16 protein-coding genes are annotated in these 13,677 nt (G+C 40.4%); 7 read left to right on the forward strand and 9 right to left on the reverse strand.

What is annotated here, in order from left to right; all coding sequences use genetic code 11:
• The first annotated feature begins 44 nt into the window (after positions 1-44).
• From LEP1GSC192_RS13615 to recR, 4 genes are read left to right on the forward strand one after another with little or no spacing between them, the layout of a single operon-like run.
• A complete protein-coding gene (locus tag LEP1GSC192_RS13615) occupies positions 45-503 on the forward strand; it encodes a nucleoside deaminase (RefSeq protein ID WP_020770573.1) in 459 nt (152 codons plus the stop codon).
• A 60-nt stretch (positions 504-563) separates the two neighbouring features.
• Positions 564-2,015 (forward strand): DNA polymerase III subunit gamma/tau, encoded by a 1,452-nt coding sequence (gene dnaX, locus LEP1GSC192_RS13620; protein WP_020770565.1) that lies wholly within the window; start codon positions 564-566, stop codon positions 2,013-2,015.
• A gap of 10 nt (positions 2,016-2,025) precedes the next feature.
• Positions 2,026-2,373 (forward strand): YbaB/EbfC family nucleoid-associated protein, encoded by a 348-nt coding sequence (locus LEP1GSC192_RS13625; RefSeq protein WP_020770561.1) that lies wholly within the window; start codon positions 2,026-2,028, stop codon positions 2,371-2,373.
• Positions 2,366-2,959 carry a recombination mediator RecR gene (gene recR, locus LEP1GSC192_RS13630; protein ID WP_036090233.1) on the forward strand — a complete coding sequence of 198 codons (594 nt, stop codon included), beginning with the start codon at positions 2,366-2,368 and terminating at the stop codon, positions 2,957-2,959. The genes LEP1GSC192_RS13625 and recR overlap by 8 nt, the downstream gene beginning before the upstream one ends.
• Here the strand turns inward: recR and LEP1GSC192_RS13635 are convergent.
• Genes LEP1GSC192_RS13635 through LEP1GSC192_RS13655 form a run of 5 tightly spaced genes read right to left on the reverse strand, consistent with a single transcriptional unit; the run spans position 2,956 to position 8,822 of the window.
• Entirely contained in the window at positions 2,956-4,527 is a 1,572-nt protein-coding gene (locus LEP1GSC192_RS13635) for a hypothetical protein (protein ID WP_020770585.1), read from the reverse strand. The two genes, recR and LEP1GSC192_RS13635, sit on opposite strands and share 4 nt — an antisense overlap.
• A 3-nt stretch (positions 4,528-4,530) precedes the next feature.
• Positions 4,531-5,382, reverse strand: coding sequence for an ABC transporter substrate-binding protein (locus tag LEP1GSC192_RS13640; protein WP_020770567.1), 852 nt, complete (start codon positions 5,380-5,382; stop codon positions 4,531-4,533).
• Between the two features lie 53 nt (positions 5,383-5,435).
• Positions 5,436-6,716 carry an OmpA family protein gene (locus tag LEP1GSC192_RS13645; RefSeq protein WP_020770588.1) on the reverse strand — a complete coding sequence of 427 codons (1,281 nt, stop codon included), beginning with the start codon at positions 6,714-6,716 and terminating at the stop codon, positions 5,436-5,438.
• Between the two features lie 53 nt (positions 6,717-6,769).
• Positions 6,770-8,023: a serine--tRNA ligase gene (gene serS / locus LEP1GSC192_RS13650; RefSeq protein WP_020770550.1), complete on the reverse strand. Its 1,254-nt coding sequence runs from the start codon at positions 8,021-8,023 to the stop codon at positions 6,770-6,772.
• On the reverse strand, positions 8,016-8,822 hold the full coding sequence (locus tag LEP1GSC192_RS13655; RefSeq protein WP_020770575.1) for a TatD family hydrolase: 807 nt from the start codon (positions 8,820-8,822) through the stop codon (positions 8,016-8,018). The genes serS and LEP1GSC192_RS13655 overlap by 8 nt, the downstream gene beginning before the upstream one ends.
• 119 nt (positions 8,823-8,941) lie before the next feature.
• On the opposite strand from LEP1GSC192_RS13655, the gene LEP1GSC192_RS13660 reads away from it, so the two are divergent.
• From LEP1GSC192_RS13660 to LEP1GSC192_RS13670, 3 genes are read left to right on the forward strand one after another with little or no spacing between them, the layout of a single operon-like run.
• The gene (locus LEP1GSC192_RS13660) at positions 8,942-9,925 is read left to right on the forward strand and encodes a M23 family metallopeptidase (RefSeq protein WP_036090236.1); all 984 of its coding nucleotides are present in this window, start codon (positions 8,942-8,944) and stop codon (positions 9,923-9,925) included.
• Positions 9,925-10,272, forward strand: coding sequence for a polymer-forming cytoskeletal protein (locus LEP1GSC192_RS13665; RefSeq protein WP_008589609.1), 348 nt, complete (start codon positions 9,925-9,927; stop codon positions 10,270-10,272). The genes LEP1GSC192_RS13660 and LEP1GSC192_RS13665 overlap by 1 nt, the downstream gene beginning before the upstream one ends.
• Positions 10,269-10,775, forward strand: a complete 507-nt coding sequence (locus LEP1GSC192_RS13670) for a YaaR family protein (protein WP_020770555.1) — start codon at positions 10,269-10,271, stop codon at positions 10,773-10,775. Before LEP1GSC192_RS13665 ends, LEP1GSC192_RS13670 begins: the two co-directional genes overlap by 4 nt.
• Here the strand turns inward: LEP1GSC192_RS13670 and LEP1GSC192_RS13675 are convergent.
• The 4 genes from LEP1GSC192_RS13675 to LEP1GSC192_RS13690 form a co-directional block, all read right to left on the reverse strand.
• Positions 10,772-11,197, reverse strand: coding sequence for a thioesterase family protein (locus tag LEP1GSC192_RS13675; RefSeq protein ID WP_020770552.1), 426 nt, complete (start codon positions 11,195-11,197; stop codon positions 10,772-10,774). The two genes, LEP1GSC192_RS13670 and LEP1GSC192_RS13675, sit on opposite strands and share 4 nt — an antisense overlap.
• 70 nt (positions 11,198-11,267) lie before the next feature.
• The gene (locus LEP1GSC192_RS13680) at positions 11,268-12,149 is read right to left on the reverse strand and encodes a ParB/RepB/Spo0J family partition protein (protein WP_020770583.1); all 882 of its coding nucleotides are present in this window, start codon (positions 12,147-12,149) and stop codon (positions 11,268-11,270) included.
• On the reverse strand, positions 12,149-12,910 hold the full coding sequence (locus tag LEP1GSC192_RS13685) for a ParA family protein (protein ID WP_020770576.1): 762 nt from the start codon (positions 12,908-12,910) through the stop codon (positions 12,149-12,151). The genes LEP1GSC192_RS13680 and LEP1GSC192_RS13685 overlap by 1 nt, the downstream gene beginning before the upstream one ends.
• On the reverse strand, positions 12,888-13,676 hold the full coding sequence (locus tag LEP1GSC192_RS13690; RefSeq protein WP_020770560.1) for an RsmG family class I SAM-dependent methyltransferase: 789 nt from the start codon (positions 13,674-13,676) through the stop codon (positions 12,888-12,890). Before LEP1GSC192_RS13690 ends, LEP1GSC192_RS13685 begins: the two co-directional genes overlap by 23 nt.
• Position 13,677: the final 1 nt, after the last annotated feature.

Here is a 13,677-nt window from a genome sequence, read left to right on the forward strand (position 1 = left end):
AGAGCAAGAAGAATTTAAAAGAGAAACAGAAATAGAAACCGAAAATGAGCCAAGAAATTATAGAACCATTCCTTAAGGTTTTTTTAGACCGATTTGAAGAAATTCGAAGCCAAAATTCGGAAGAGATCCCAAGTTTCACGCAAATTTACAAAAACGGAAGTCTTATTTGTGAAGCTTTCAACTCGGTGGAAATTTCGGAAGATTCTTCCTTACATAGCGAACTTCTTGCGATTTCCGAAGCAAAACGGATCTGCAAGGAACGATACCTCACTGATTGTATCCTCATTACCACTCTAGAGCCTTGTTTAATGTGCGGGGGTTCTATTCTTCTTTCTAGAATCCCTAAAGTAGCATATCTGGTACCTGCAAAATTGGGAGAAGGGATTTCTTCTCTTCCTTTAGAAACCATTTATAGCAGAAATTTTTTTCCAGAACTTGTCCTAATTAAATCTGAAACGACCACAGAGTTATTCAAAACTTTCTTCAAAGATAAGAGAAATTAGACGGACTTTTAGGCTTTTCCTCCTTTCTTGTCTCGGGCTATCTGGTAAAATTACAAACCTATGGCCGGAAATCACGAAGTTCTCTCCCGCAAATACCGCCCTCAAAGATTCCAGGACGTAATCCATCAGAATCTAGCGATCGGTGCATTACAAAATGCGGTTAAATCCGGAAAGATAGGTCATGCGTATATTTTTTTCGGTCCTCGTGGTGTAGGAAAAACTACAATCGCTAGGATTTTTGCAAAAAGGCTGAACTGTCAAAATCCGATCGATAACGAACCTTGCAATCAATGCGATTCTTGCCAAGAGATCACGAAAGGAATTTCGGGAGATGTTCTGGAGATAGATGCTGCGAGTAATCGCGGGATAGAAAATATCAGAGAACTTAGAGATAACGTAAAGTTCACTCCGATGGGCGGTAAGTACAAAGTGTACATCATAGACGAGGTGCACATGCTTACGGACCAATCTTTCAATGCACTTTTAAAAACCTTGGAAGAGCCTCCTGCTCATGTGGTTTTCGTTTTGGCTACTACCGAGTATCATAAAATTCCGGAAACCATTCTATCCCGATGCCAAGACTTTATTTTTAAAAAAGTCCCTTTATCCGTTCTCCAAGATTATGCGGAGAATTTATGTAAGGAAGAAAAAACCAAGTACGATTCCGAAGGATTGTTTTGGGTAGCAAAGAAAGGTGACGGTTCCGTGAGAGATATGCTTTCCTTCATGGAGCAAGCTCTTGTATTCACTGACAATCGACTCTTAGGATCAGAGATCAGAAAAATGATCGGTTACCATGGGATCGATTTTTTATCCGACTTTATCAAAAGTCTGGTAGATGCCGAAAATTCTTCCAAGTCCTTACAGATTATTGAGAACTTATACCAAGAAGGTCAGGATATCTTCAAATTCCTTTGGGATTCGATCGAGTTCACTCATACATTATGTTTATTGAAAGATTCCGTAGCGGATTCCGAATCAGTAAACTATCCGAGAGAGGATCTGATCAAGATGAGAAAGGATTTCGAATCCATAGATCCGATCGCTTTGAACAAACTTTCTTTTCGTTTATTCGAATTATTCGAAAAAGTAAAAACTCTTCGTTTGAGAAACTCTTTCGAGATCAAAATTTTCATAGAGATACAGATTAAAAAACTTACGGAAGACCTGGCAAAACCGAGCCTTGCGGGACTTGTAGATAGGATCAATCATCTCATACTGATGATCCAAGACCAGGATTCGAACTCACCTACCACTACATTCGAGGTTCCTAAGAAACAAGCTGCAACTACGCCACCCAAAGAATTACAAACTCCAGCTCCGACAGCAGCCCCAATTGTGTCTAAAGAGAAGAAAGAAATCCCTCAGGAACAAAAATCAGGACCACTTTCCTCTTTGGAAGATATGGCAAAAAATGTTTCTTCCGAAGACGCAGAATGGGAAAAATCTTTCAAAAACGAGTTTTTAGGAACGGATGTAGATCCTTCCAAAGTGCCTAAGCTGGGACTCTAGGATAAAAGCCATGTTTGAAAATTTAAAGAACGCATCCGAAATTTTCTCCAAGATGGGAGAAATGCGAGGTAAAATGGAAGAGATCAAAAAAAGGATCTCCAACCTGAGAGTGATGGGTGATGCAGGCGCAGGAATGGTCCAGGTTACTTCTACCGGGGACGGTTCTATCGTGGATGTAAAGATCAATCGTGCGTTATTCGATTCAGAAGATAATAAAATGTTAGAAGATCTAGTAATGGCGGCAACCAACGACGCTATTCAAAAAGCAAAGCAGGCCGCCGAATACGAATTAAAATCGATCACGGGCGGAATAGATCTCTCTGAAATTTCCAAATTATTCGGCGGTAACCTTGGCTGAACATTTGATTGAAGGAATGGTAAATGCGCTTTCTTCCCTTCCAGGTATCGGAAGAAAAAGCGCTTACCGTATCAGTTTTCATTTATTGAGACAAGATCCTGCCGTTTTTAACGGCTTCATCCAAAGTTTATCGGAAGTAAAGGGAAGGATCCGTTTTTGTTCCCGCTGCGGATCTTATTCTGAAGAAGAGATCTGCGATCTTTGCCTCTCCGAAAAAAGAGACAGCCATACAGTTTGTGTAGTAGAACAACCGGAAGACGTATTTTTCATAGAGAACACGGGAGAATTCAAAGGAAGATACCATGTGCTCAACGGAGTCATCTCTCCTTTAGAAGGAGTAGGACCTCAAGATCTCCGCATTCGAGAACTTTTAAATAGAATCGAACCCGAAGATCTAAAAGAAGTCTTAGTTGCGACCAACCCTACTTTAGAAGGGGATGCAACAGCGGATTATCTGAATCATCAATTAAAGAATTTTAATGTAACTGTTACTAGGATCGCTTACGGGATCACAGTCGGTGGTTCCATAGAACTCGCGGACCAATACACGTTAGGTAGAGCGATCCGCTCACGACTCAAACTTTAGAACCTATGCTCCGCTGTGACGAACAATTCTCTTAGGATTGTTCCCTGTGTCGTATCTAAATAAGCTTTCAATCCGTTACCTGCTACGAAATAGCCGGAACGTAAAAGTATCTGCATATCTCGAAATGCACTCCATCTTAGATTTACGTTATATTCCTGACCGAAATAAGCTGAGGTGTGATAGAAGTTTTCCTCATTGTAAAATCTATTATTATCGATGAGAGGAGACTTGGTCCCGTACAATCTATAATATCCTAAAGTCAAAACCAAGGGTCCGGATAGAACGATATCCGTAAATATTCCGTACTCGTACAAACCGCTCATGTCTCTACCGGAAAATAATGCGTAACCTCCCGTAAAGTCGTTCGCAATATTAGAAAGAGAATATCCGGGGAACAAAGTTCGATAACCGTTCCCATGCAAGTTGGATCTGGTGCCATCCTTTTCGTAACCGGGTCGGCCGGTAGAACCGGAAATCATGGAAGTAATACTTATGGATTCATTATAGCGATAAGATAATTGTGTATCAAAAAATCCTCCTTTGATCTTATACAAGTCGTACTTCTGTTGGATCTCATTACCATCGGCATCCCTGTATGGATTCAAAGATTTAACAGTTCCGTGATTGTAAATACCGTGAATAGTCCATGTAAAATCTGAAAAATTAAATTCGTTAAATAAACCATGCCAGAACAATTGATTCGCGTCGCTGGTCCTGGAAACCAATCCGTACACACCGTTCACGTCTTGAACATCCCTTAGGTTATCATCCAAATAAAAACTGTATAGTTCATGTTTTGCGTTATTAAAAAAACTCGTTTTGATCTTATAAAAATAAACGTTGGAGCCTTGGTAATTTTTATCTGCAAACGTATTTCTGTCCAAGTCGGTGAGATTATTCTGTTTTGCTACAAACCAACCGCCTTCTATCGTAGTGTTCCAATCCCGGATATCCTTGGTTAAATTCACGCCTGTTCCCGGAACGAACACAACTCTTCCTTGTGCAGAGGTAAAAAGTTGTAAACCAACTCTAGCAGTAAAACTTTTCTCCGGTAATTTAAAGTTTAGATATAAAAAGTTCGTCTGCATATTCACAGCAGAACTGAATGAGGCTTCTCCACCTTGACCGGGCCCCACGTTAGAAGTCTGATTAACTCCTCTTCCCCCGAAAATAACGTCACCAATTTGAACACCCACCAACGCTTCGAAATATTTCGAAGTCGAAAAGTTCATATTCAATGTCATCCTAGTATCGTAATAGGTTGTATCTTCCTTTTGAGGACTGAGAGTACTTGGATAACCTTTCTGTCTAGCTGCTAGCTCATTTTGGTACTTAGTCAGAGTGTCCTGATTGTATTGTTGTAGAAAATCCGATCGGTTGTAAGGTGTAACAGGCGTTTGTCTCGAAGTATAAATATCTCTTCCCAGACTAAATCCACGCACCCGGTAGTTCCCCTGAAAATCAATCTTTGTTTTTTCCTCTACTTCCTGAGCAGAAACAGAGAGGCCAAAAAGAACAAGGATAACTAGGGCGAGAATTCGGATCTTTTGAGACGGAGAATCCAACACGAATTATTTTACCCAACCGCTTCCTAGAAAATATTTAGAACGGAGACTTTCGATCACGCCTGTTCTTTTTAATTCTTTGATAAAGAAATTAAAATTGTCCGTAAAGACTAGATCGTTCAAAGGTAATGCGGCGCTAATATACTCATCCATAACCGGATTCACTAGAGCTACATAGTTCGCTTTTAGACTAGGTTGTTTTTGTAATAATGATAGAATATATAAACTATCTGCTACGTAACAAATCACATTTCCTTTAGTCAAAGCGTCTATCGCGATTGAATCCGATAGATAGCTATAGATTTGGTTCTTACCAAATCTCCTCAAAAGATAATTATGATTTGTAGTATTGGATCTAACTGAAAATGAAAGAGCATTCAGTACCGATAAATCTTCCAAAGATTTAAAAGTCCTAGTAGTTACTATACTACCTTCCGGCTCCGGGGGAAGGGAACGTTTATTTACCAGACCGGCTGGAGTTGTAAGAAGATAAGGGTCCGAAAAGGTAACCGTTTTTCCGCGGCTCAAGTCCGTTGACATCCCAGCCATAGCAATGTCTATCGTTCCTGCAGAGATCTCATCCGAAAATTGTCGAAAGGTTTTGAGAGGTTTCACTTTGAGCGCAACTCCCAAGTAATCAGCATATAGTTTTGCCAGTTCCATATCAAAACCCGGAAAACCTTCTTTCGGATCTTGGATATAGAAAGGTTCGTAGACACGATTGACCCCGACTACCAATTCCTTCTTGGAAAGGACAGAATCCAACCTGGAGGGGATTGTTTTGGTTTGAGAATATAGGTCTATGGAGGTAAAAAGGACAATTGCCGAAAGAATTGCCGACTGAAACTGCTCCCGCATTTTCATGATACCTATGTTATCGGCATCTTCCGGTTGTTAAAGGAATTTTTAGTCTATTCTAATATTTGAAATTCGGTTCTGCGATTTTTGCGGTCCATTTCCGGGCTTTTTTCCGGATAAATCGGTTCCTTACTTCCCTTGCCGTCTGTGGTAAACCTACCGGATGAAATTCCTTTTTTGACCAAGTAATCTTTCACCGCTGCAGCCCGATTACGACTTAATTCCAAATTGTCGCTCGGATCTCCGTGTAAATCCGTATGTCCGGTAATTTTCAATTTTATGGAAGGATTTTCATTTAAGAAAGAGACCAATCTGTCTAAAATTTCAAAAGATTTTTCTTCTATCTCAAAAGAACCTGTTCGGAAGTGAATCGATTCCAAAGAGATCTTTTTGTTCTTCTTCAATTCTTCCCATTCACTCGCTGAAAATTCGTAAATATCGTAATTGCCACCCTCTTTCACTAGTCTACAAAAGTATGCATTTTTGCCGTCAGGAGTTTCCGTGTAGAATGCTTCGTCGCCTGGAGAGTTGATAAGAGGTCCTAGGTTAACTGCAGCGGAGAAGGTCCCGTCTTCCTTGATCTCTACTTTATAAATATCTAATCCACCGTAACCACCCGGACGATTGGAGGAAAAATACAAATACTTACTGTCTCTACTCAATGTGGCAGCGATCTCCGCATATTCGGTATTAACAGGACTTTCCATTCGGATCGCTTTTTTCCAAGAACCATTCTTATATTCTGAAATATAAATATCGGACTCTGCTACTTTTCCGAAAGGATAACGAGTAAAGAATAGGTAGCTACCGGCTAAAAATGGATTCTCTTCTATTGCAGGAGTGTTCACTTCTTGAGGAAGTCTGGTCACTTTGTCCCAAGCGCCGTCTTTCAAGGTGGCGAAGTAAAGGTCTCTAGAAACTCCGATCTTACCGTTCCCTAATTTAAACTCTATACTTCCGTCTCGATTAGAGGAAAAGATGATTGCTTTTTCATTCTCTATAACGAAGGGACTTTGATCGTCGAATTGGGAATTTAATTCGGAAATTTCTTCGCCAGCAGCCCAACCGTCTTTGGTTTTTACGGATTTATAAAGATCCGAATAATTTGAATTTTTACGTTTAGAATAATAATATAAAGTATTTCCATCTTCCGATAGGCTTATTCCGAATTCATTTAGAGAAGTGTTAATCTCTCCTTTTATAGGGGCAACTTTCCCTTTCATGGGCGAATCTTCCGCCCCTGATACGGAAAATCCTGCAAATACAAAATAACAAAATAAGATAGAGACGGTCTTAAAAAATGGTGAGGATTGAGTATGGGTATCGGAAGCCATACTCTAACTATCTGTCTTTTAGGAAAAAACCTGATACTTTTTCGTAGAAAAAATCAGAGATATTTATTCAAAACATCAGGGAACTCGATTGTTCCATCTTCTTTTTGATACGTCTCCATTACGGCTGCCAAGGTCCTTCCGATCGCTAAACCGGAACCATTCAATGTATGGACCAATTGATTTTTGCCTTCTTTTGATTTGTAACGGATCTTACCACGTCGTGCCTGAAAATCTTTGAAGTTAGAAACGGAAGAAATTTCCATCCAACGATCCAAACCGGGCATCCAAACTTCCAAATCGTACGTTTTGGAAGAAGCAGCCGAAATATCTCCGCTGCATAATAACATCACTCTGTATCGGATCCCTAATTTTTTCAGGATATTCTCCGCGTGTGAGAGCATCTTTTTATGTTCTTCTTCTGAGTCTTCCGGACGAGCAAATTTCACGAGTTCCACTTTTTGGAATTGGTGAACACGAACTAGACCTCTCGTATCTTTTCCGTAAGAACCTGCTTCTCTTCTAAAACAAGAGGTATGGGCAGTTATGGAGATGGGTAGTGAATTTTCCGGAATGATCTCATCCCGGTATAAATTCGTTAACGGAACTTCCGCCGTTGGAATTAGATTGAGTTCATCTCTCTCTAAGCGATAGTACTCATCCTTGAATTTTGGATACTGCCCTGTAGTAGTCATACATTCGTCGTTTACCATGACCGGCACCCAAACTTCCGTATAACCATGGTCAGTGGTATGAGTTTCTAGCATAAAATTCGCAAGCGCTCTTTCCAGTTTAGCGCCCATGCCAAAATAAGTGTAAGCTCTCGCGCCGGCAAGTTTTGTTCCCTTTTCGAAATTAAACCAACCTAAGGCTTCTCCCAACTCAAAATGAGGTTTTGGCTTAAATTTGTAATCGCGGACTTCTCCCACTTCATACAAAATTTTATTATCGTGCTCGTTCTTACCGACAGGAACGTCTTTATCCAGAATATTAGGAAGACCTAAATTAATTTCGAGCAGCTTGGATTCGAGAGATTCCAGATCATCTTCTATCTTTTTGATCTTATCTCCAATCTCTTTTACTGCGGCGGAAGCGGTTGCAATATCTCCCCCAGCTTGTTTTACTTTTCCGATTTCCTTACTTGCCTTGTTCCTTTCTTCACGGAATACATCCGCTTCCTTTTGGAGAACTTTTCTTTTTTGGATGATCTCGGCAAGTTGATCCAAAACTGCAATGTCCTTAAAACCTCTTAATTCCAGATTGGATTTTAATTCTTCCGTATTGTCCGTAATATATTTCAGATCAATCATGATGATACGCCTTCCTTTGCGTGAATTTTAAGGAATTATTATACAAAGTTTTTTCAACCTGCGCATTGGATTCTTTTCTGAGTGAGAACATTTTCTCTAAAACGAATTTCGTATAAGAAGGTTCGTTCCGTTTTCCTCGGAAAGGAGGTGGTGCAAGAAATGGTGCATCCGTTTCAATCAGCATACTTTCCAAAGGAAGTTTTTCTGCGGCTTCTTGGATATCTCTTGCATTCTTAAAAGCAACTATCCCCGAAAAAGAAATATAATATCCCAGATCCACTAACTGCTTCGCTGTCGGATAATCGTAAGTAAAACAATGGATCACTCCGAAAGCCTTATCCCTATGTTCCTTTAAAATAGAAACCGTATCTTCTGCCGCATCTCTGGAATGGATGACTACCGGAAGAGAATATCGAGAAGACGCTTCTAAAAAAGAATGCAGCACATCCGCCTGATACGCTTTAGTCGATGCATCGTGATAATAGTCCAATCCGATCTCTCCAATCGCGGATAACTTTCGGTCCGTCACATTTTCTTTGACTAGTGTCAAAATTTCTTCTTTTTTAGGAAATTCATGAGTCTCTGTCGGATGGCAGCCGATCGAATAAAATATTTCGATCTCTTCATCTGAAAATTTTTCAGATAAACCTTTCGCCCTAATCGAACTCTCAAGGTCGATCCCGATTTGGACGATCTTTTTTATACCGGATTCTTTTGCATTTTTTAGAGATTCTGCAATATCCTGCCCTTGCTCTTGTATTATATCTAAGTGGCAGTGAGTGTCTATGATGGAGTACATATGAAAACGGCTTTTAAAAGGCAGTTTTCGCGATTTGTATTGACTGAAAAGATAAATTTTTAGAATCCTTACAGCATAATAACGGAACGGGGAAACTCGTTGGTTTGGGACATAATAGCTTGAATCTTAAATCCTACCTTGCACTACTTTATTATAGGCTCAGATATAAATACCAAGATCTGAAGCTTAAGTTAGATATCAAAATCGCAAATTGGAATAAGAAAGGTAAAGAACGTCTCACCGTCATGGTGATTCCCCACTCCGAACAAAAGACGATCAACTTTCATATCTCTTACAGAGCGATCACCATCTTTATCGGAACAATTTTGGTCCTTCTTCTTATCAGTTCTATCAATGTTCTTAGTCACTCAGGATCCATTCACCAGTTGACTGAGCTGAACTTATCCAACCAGGACTTCATTCGTCAGTCTGCAAAAATGAAGGAAGAGATCGATAGTCTTCACGAGCATGTCGAATACTACCACAATCATGTGGGAGCACTTTACGGAAGACTGACAGGAGACAATTCCAAAGTTGCAAAAGGAATCGGCGGGGCTGAAAAACTTGCTCTCGGTTCCGATAAGAATCCAGCCCCTGGAGCGGAAGTATTCCGATTAAAAGAAGACGTTCACAATCTCAAGGTAGCGAACGAACTTACGCAAGAGATCATAAGCATATTAAAAAAACGTAAAAATCTAATTCGCCAAACCCCGTCCATTTGGCCGGTAAAAGGATATGTTCTTTACCCTTACGGAGAATATTTGAATCCGATTACGGCTCGTAGAGACTTCAACAACGGATTGGATATCGGGGCTTTCCCAGGATCGGAAGTAGTTGCGACCGCACCCGGAACAGTTTATGAGATAGGATACACTCGTAACACCGGCTATTTTGTAAAAGTTGCTCATAAATTCGGTTGGAAAACGATTTACTCGAATTTGGATCGTGTAAAAGTGAAAGCGAATCAGCAAATTTCCAAAAACGAAGTATTAGGTTTCGTTGGAAAATCGGAAAACAGCCCTCAGTACAGTCTTCATTATGAAATTCATGTGGGTACCAGAGCGATCGATCCTTTTGCATTCTTGAACCAGATCCAAGACTGATGGCCCATACAGAAGAGCAATTAGCGGTAAATAGTATCATCGGCGAAGGCGCCGAATTTAGCGGAGACTTCAAACTTTCCGGGCTTCTACGTATTGACGGTATTTTTAGGGGAACCATAAAAACCGATGGAAAAGTCCTAATCGGAAAGACCGGAATCGTCGATACGGATATTAAAGCTCGTATTGTCGTCGCCGGCGGTGAAATTAATGGGAATATATTCGCGTCGGAACGAGTGACTCTACTCGCTAGCTGCCGTATGAAAGGTGACATCATCACTCCAAAGGTAGTTATGGAAGAGGGAGTACAATTCGAGGGAAATTGTAAGATTAACCCGACCACTCATTGAAGATCCAATCTCAACAAAAAGACCCTCGAACTGAATCACGTAGAAAAAGAGACTTCGGACTTTCCCTAAGTTCTTCCTTATACCAACCTGTTCCAAGTTCCGTATCCGATTCCCAAATACCGGATTCGAAAAGTGAATTTTTCGACTTAGTCGAACATCTTCTTCCCTATAACCAGGAAAGAACGAGAGATCTAAATTCTTTGCTTAGAGATCTTCCAGATGCTGAGAGAAATTTTTTAAAATCTCCAACGTATGCAAATCTGGAAGTTTACAAAAGGATCGTTCAGGGTATTTTAAAAGAAGTCATGGATAGAAATACAAGTTTGGAAACTTTGCGAACCAGGGCGAGAGGCGGTTCCGAGAAAGTTTACCAAGTAGTTCAGATCGTAGACGATAAGATCCAAACTCTAGCGGACTTCATCATTCATCCTGAAAATTCTACCTTTGACCTGATGAAAAGAATGGAAGATATTCGCGGTTTATTAGTAGATCTAATGAATTAAGATCGGGATTTAGAACTTAAGTTCTTAAACACTTCCGGAAGTTTTGCCGGTTTTCTGGATTCCAATTGTAAAAACGCCCAGGTCAATTCTCCCGTACAAACCAAACTATTATCGGTTAATTTGCGAACCTGTATATTCCATTGGATGCTGGCAGGTTTGATCTCTCCCGCCTTCACATAGATTTTTAGTTCTTCGTCGAATCTTGCAGGAGATTTATATTCGATCAGAGCGCGAGTGACTACAAAGTCGAGGCCATTCTTCTCTAACTCACCCATATAATCGTACTTTAAATATCTCATGTACTCATTCAGAGCCGTATCGAAATAGGTTAGATAATGTGCATTAAATACTACCGCTTGTGCATCGATCTCCGAATAACGCACTCTTAGAATATAAAAAAATTCCGATTCGTCAGAAGGCATAGATGATATTCGTTCTGCTGCTCAAACCAGCCATTAATTTATTCTCAAGCAAACAAAGTATTTATACAGGTTATAGGCCCAAAGCGTCTAAAACTTTTTGCAGAGCATCCAAACTCGGATACGCGATGCTAAGTTTTCCTTTTCCAGAGGAAGAATTATGAGTGATATCGACTTTCATAGAATATTTTTTACGGAACTTATTCTCAAGCTCTACGATATCCACTTCTTTACGTTTGGATTTTTTCTTTTCTCTGACTGGTGCTTCTTCCGTTAGATTTGCTACAATGTCTTCTACCTGTCTAACCGTGAGACCTTTCTCAGCAATTTGATACGCAAGCTGCTCCGATTTTTTACGATCAGCAATTGAAAGTAGCGGTCTTGCATGACCTTCGGATATTCTTCCGTTCTTTACCAGATCCATAACGGAATCAGGCAATTGTAAAAGACGAATTAAATTGGAAACTGTGGCTCTATTTTTACCGACGCGAGATGCGATATCGGTAATCTTTAATCCTGATTTTTCGGAGAGAGTCTTGTAAGCTAAGGCTTCTTCGATCGGGTTTAGATTTTCTCTTTGAATATTTTCAATAAGAGCCATTTCCAAAGTTTGTTGGACATTGGCCTTTTTAACAACGACCGGAATTTTCATGAAGCCTGCGATTTTACACGCGCGGTATCTTCTTTCTCCGGAGATGATCTCGTATCCGGAACCGGTATCTTTTACTACGATAGGTTGGATGACTCCATGCGCCTTGATTGTCTCCGCAAGTTCGCGCAAAGAGTCTTCGTTAAAAGTTCGTCTGGGTTGATCGGGATTCGGACGGATCTCGGAAAGTTTTACTTCTTTGAGTGAACCTTCTCCTCCCGCTTCTTTGAAAGATCTTTCTTCCGAAACAGGGATTAAATTTCCGAGTCCCCTTCCTAATGCTTTCGGTTTTGCGCTAGCACTCATTAATTTTTACCGGCGACTTCTAACGCGAGACTTCTGTAACTTTGAGCTCCGATCCCTTCCGGATCATAAGAAAGAATGGACTTACCGAAAGAAGGGGCTTCCGAAAGTTTAATGTTCCTTGGGATAACCGTAGTATATACTTTCTCTTTAAAATAAGACTTAACATCTTCTGCAACTTGTTGCGCAAGATTGGTTCTCTTATCGAACATCGTAAGCAATACACCTTCGAGTTCGAGAGAAGGATTTAATTTTTCCTGAACTAATGAGATGATCTTCATTAACTGAGTCAATCCTTCCAAAGCAAAATATTCCGTTTGGAGAGTGATCATCACACTATCAGCCGCAGACAATGCATTGATGGTAAGAACACCAAGAGAAGGAGGACAGTCGATCAGGATATAATCGTACTCGGTTCTCAAATGACCGATCGCATTTTTTAAACGAAACTCACGATTTTCTTCGCCCAATAAGTCGGCTTCTGCGCCCGACAAATTGATATTGGAAGGAATGATATGAAGGTTTTCGATATCGGTCCTTTTGATACATTCCGCTGCCGAAGATTCTCCGATCAAAAGTTCATAAGAAGTGTTTTGGAGAGTGTTGATCTCAAATCCTAAACCGGATCCTGAGTTACCTTGCGGATCAAAATCTACGATCAGTACTTTTTTGCCGATCGCAGCTAGATTTGCCGCAAGATTGATGGAGGTAGTAGTCTTTCCTACGCCGCCTTTTTGATTACTAATGGATACTATCTTTCCCATAGAATTCTTTGCTCTCCTTTTCGAGAAGCTTCCAAGCCCTAGGGATACCTTGCCTTGCCGATCCGACCTTTTTCAAGAATTTAATATGTCGCATGCCTAAAAATTCAAGTTCAGGCAAGAAGACAGTTTTCTCTTCTTCAAAACCACTGTCCTTTAAGATCTTCTTTTCAATCTTAGCATCAAACTCGTCTTTCCCAATAAATGGGACATAATATCCACCTTTTATAATACATCTACTTAAGACTTCTGCGCTCCAAGGGTAAGGCACGAATCCCCTTGAAACACCCAAATTCCAGTCAGTTTTCCAGTCCTCCGCTCTTGCAAAAAGGAATTCAACACCTGCAATCTTGTTCTCTTTCACAAAGTTTTCCGTATGAGAGAGCTTTCTTCTTTGTGAATCCAACAGAACCAATGTAGGCCTTTCTTTCTCTACTAAACAACGAAAGAAGAAGCCTGGTATGCCTGGACCAGTGCCAGCATCTCCCACCTTCATCTTGTTAAACGATCCGAGTATGCTACGGATCTTATAAACGTGAAAGATAGATTCTAAAACATGGCGATCTAGGATCTCATTTGTATCTCTTTTGGAGAAAAATCCACCCGCTTGGTTTTTATCTTTTAAGAAGGATAAGAATGAAGAGACAAGTTCCCAATCGAATAAGGGACGGATCAGTTCTGCGTCTTTTGGGAATCTATATTTTACTGCGGCTTGGATCCCATCCGGATCATGGGTAAAGTCCGGATGGCTTGTCTCTGTTTCTGTCATT

It is taken from the genome of Leptospira sp. B5-022, assembly GCF_000347035.1.
GTDB lineage: Bacteria > Spirochaetota > Leptospiria > Leptospirales > Leptospiraceae > Leptospira_B > Leptospira_B cinconiae.

Excerpts from the sequence above, each read along its gene's own strand:
- LEP1GSC192_RS13615 (WP_020770573.1), top strand. The coding sequence starts at position 45 with ATGAGCCAAGAAATTATAGAACCATTCCTTAAGGTTTTTTTAGACCGA.
- dnaX (WP_020770565.1), top strand. The coding sequence starts at position 564 with ATGGCCGGAAATCACGAAGTTCTCTCCCGCAAATACCGCCCTCAAAGA.
- LEP1GSC192_RS13625 (WP_020770561.1), top strand. The coding sequence starts at position 2,026 with ATGTTTGAAAATTTAAAGAACGCATCCGAAATTTTCTCCAAGATGGGA.
- LEP1GSC192_RS13640 (WP_020770567.1), bottom strand. The coding sequence starts at position 5,382 with ATGCGGGAGCAGTTTCAGTCGGCAATTCTTTCGGCAATTGTCCTTTTT.
- LEP1GSC192_RS13645 (WP_020770588.1), bottom strand. The coding sequence starts at position 6,716 with ATGGCTTCCGATACCCATACTCAATCCTCACCATTTTTTAAGACCGTC.
- serS (WP_020770550.1), bottom strand. The coding sequence starts at position 8,023 with ATGATTGATCTGAAATATATTACGGACAATACGGAAGAATTAAAATCC.
- LEP1GSC192_RS13655 (WP_020770575.1), bottom strand. The coding sequence starts at position 8,822 with ATGTACTCCATCATAGACACTCACTGCCACTTAGATATAATACAAGAG.
- LEP1GSC192_RS13665 (WP_008589609.1), top strand. The coding sequence starts at position 9,925 with ATGGCCCATACAGAAGAGCAATTAGCGGTAAATAGTATCATCGGCGAA.
- LEP1GSC192_RS13675 (WP_020770552.1), bottom strand. The coding sequence starts at position 11,197 with ATGCCTTCTGACGAATCGGAATTTTTTTATATTCTAAGAGTGCGTTAT.
- LEP1GSC192_RS13680 (WP_020770583.1), bottom strand. The coding sequence starts at position 12,149 with ATGAGTGCTAGCGCAAAACCGAAAGCATTAGGAAGGGGACTCGGAAAT.
- LEP1GSC192_RS13685 (WP_020770576.1), bottom strand. The coding sequence starts at position 12,910 with ATGGGAAAGATAGTATCCATTAGTAATCAAAAAGGCGGCGTAGGAAAG.
- LEP1GSC192_RS13690 (WP_020770560.1), bottom strand. The coding sequence starts at position 13,676 with ATGACAGAAACAGAGACAAGCCATCCGGACTTTACCCATGATCCGGAT.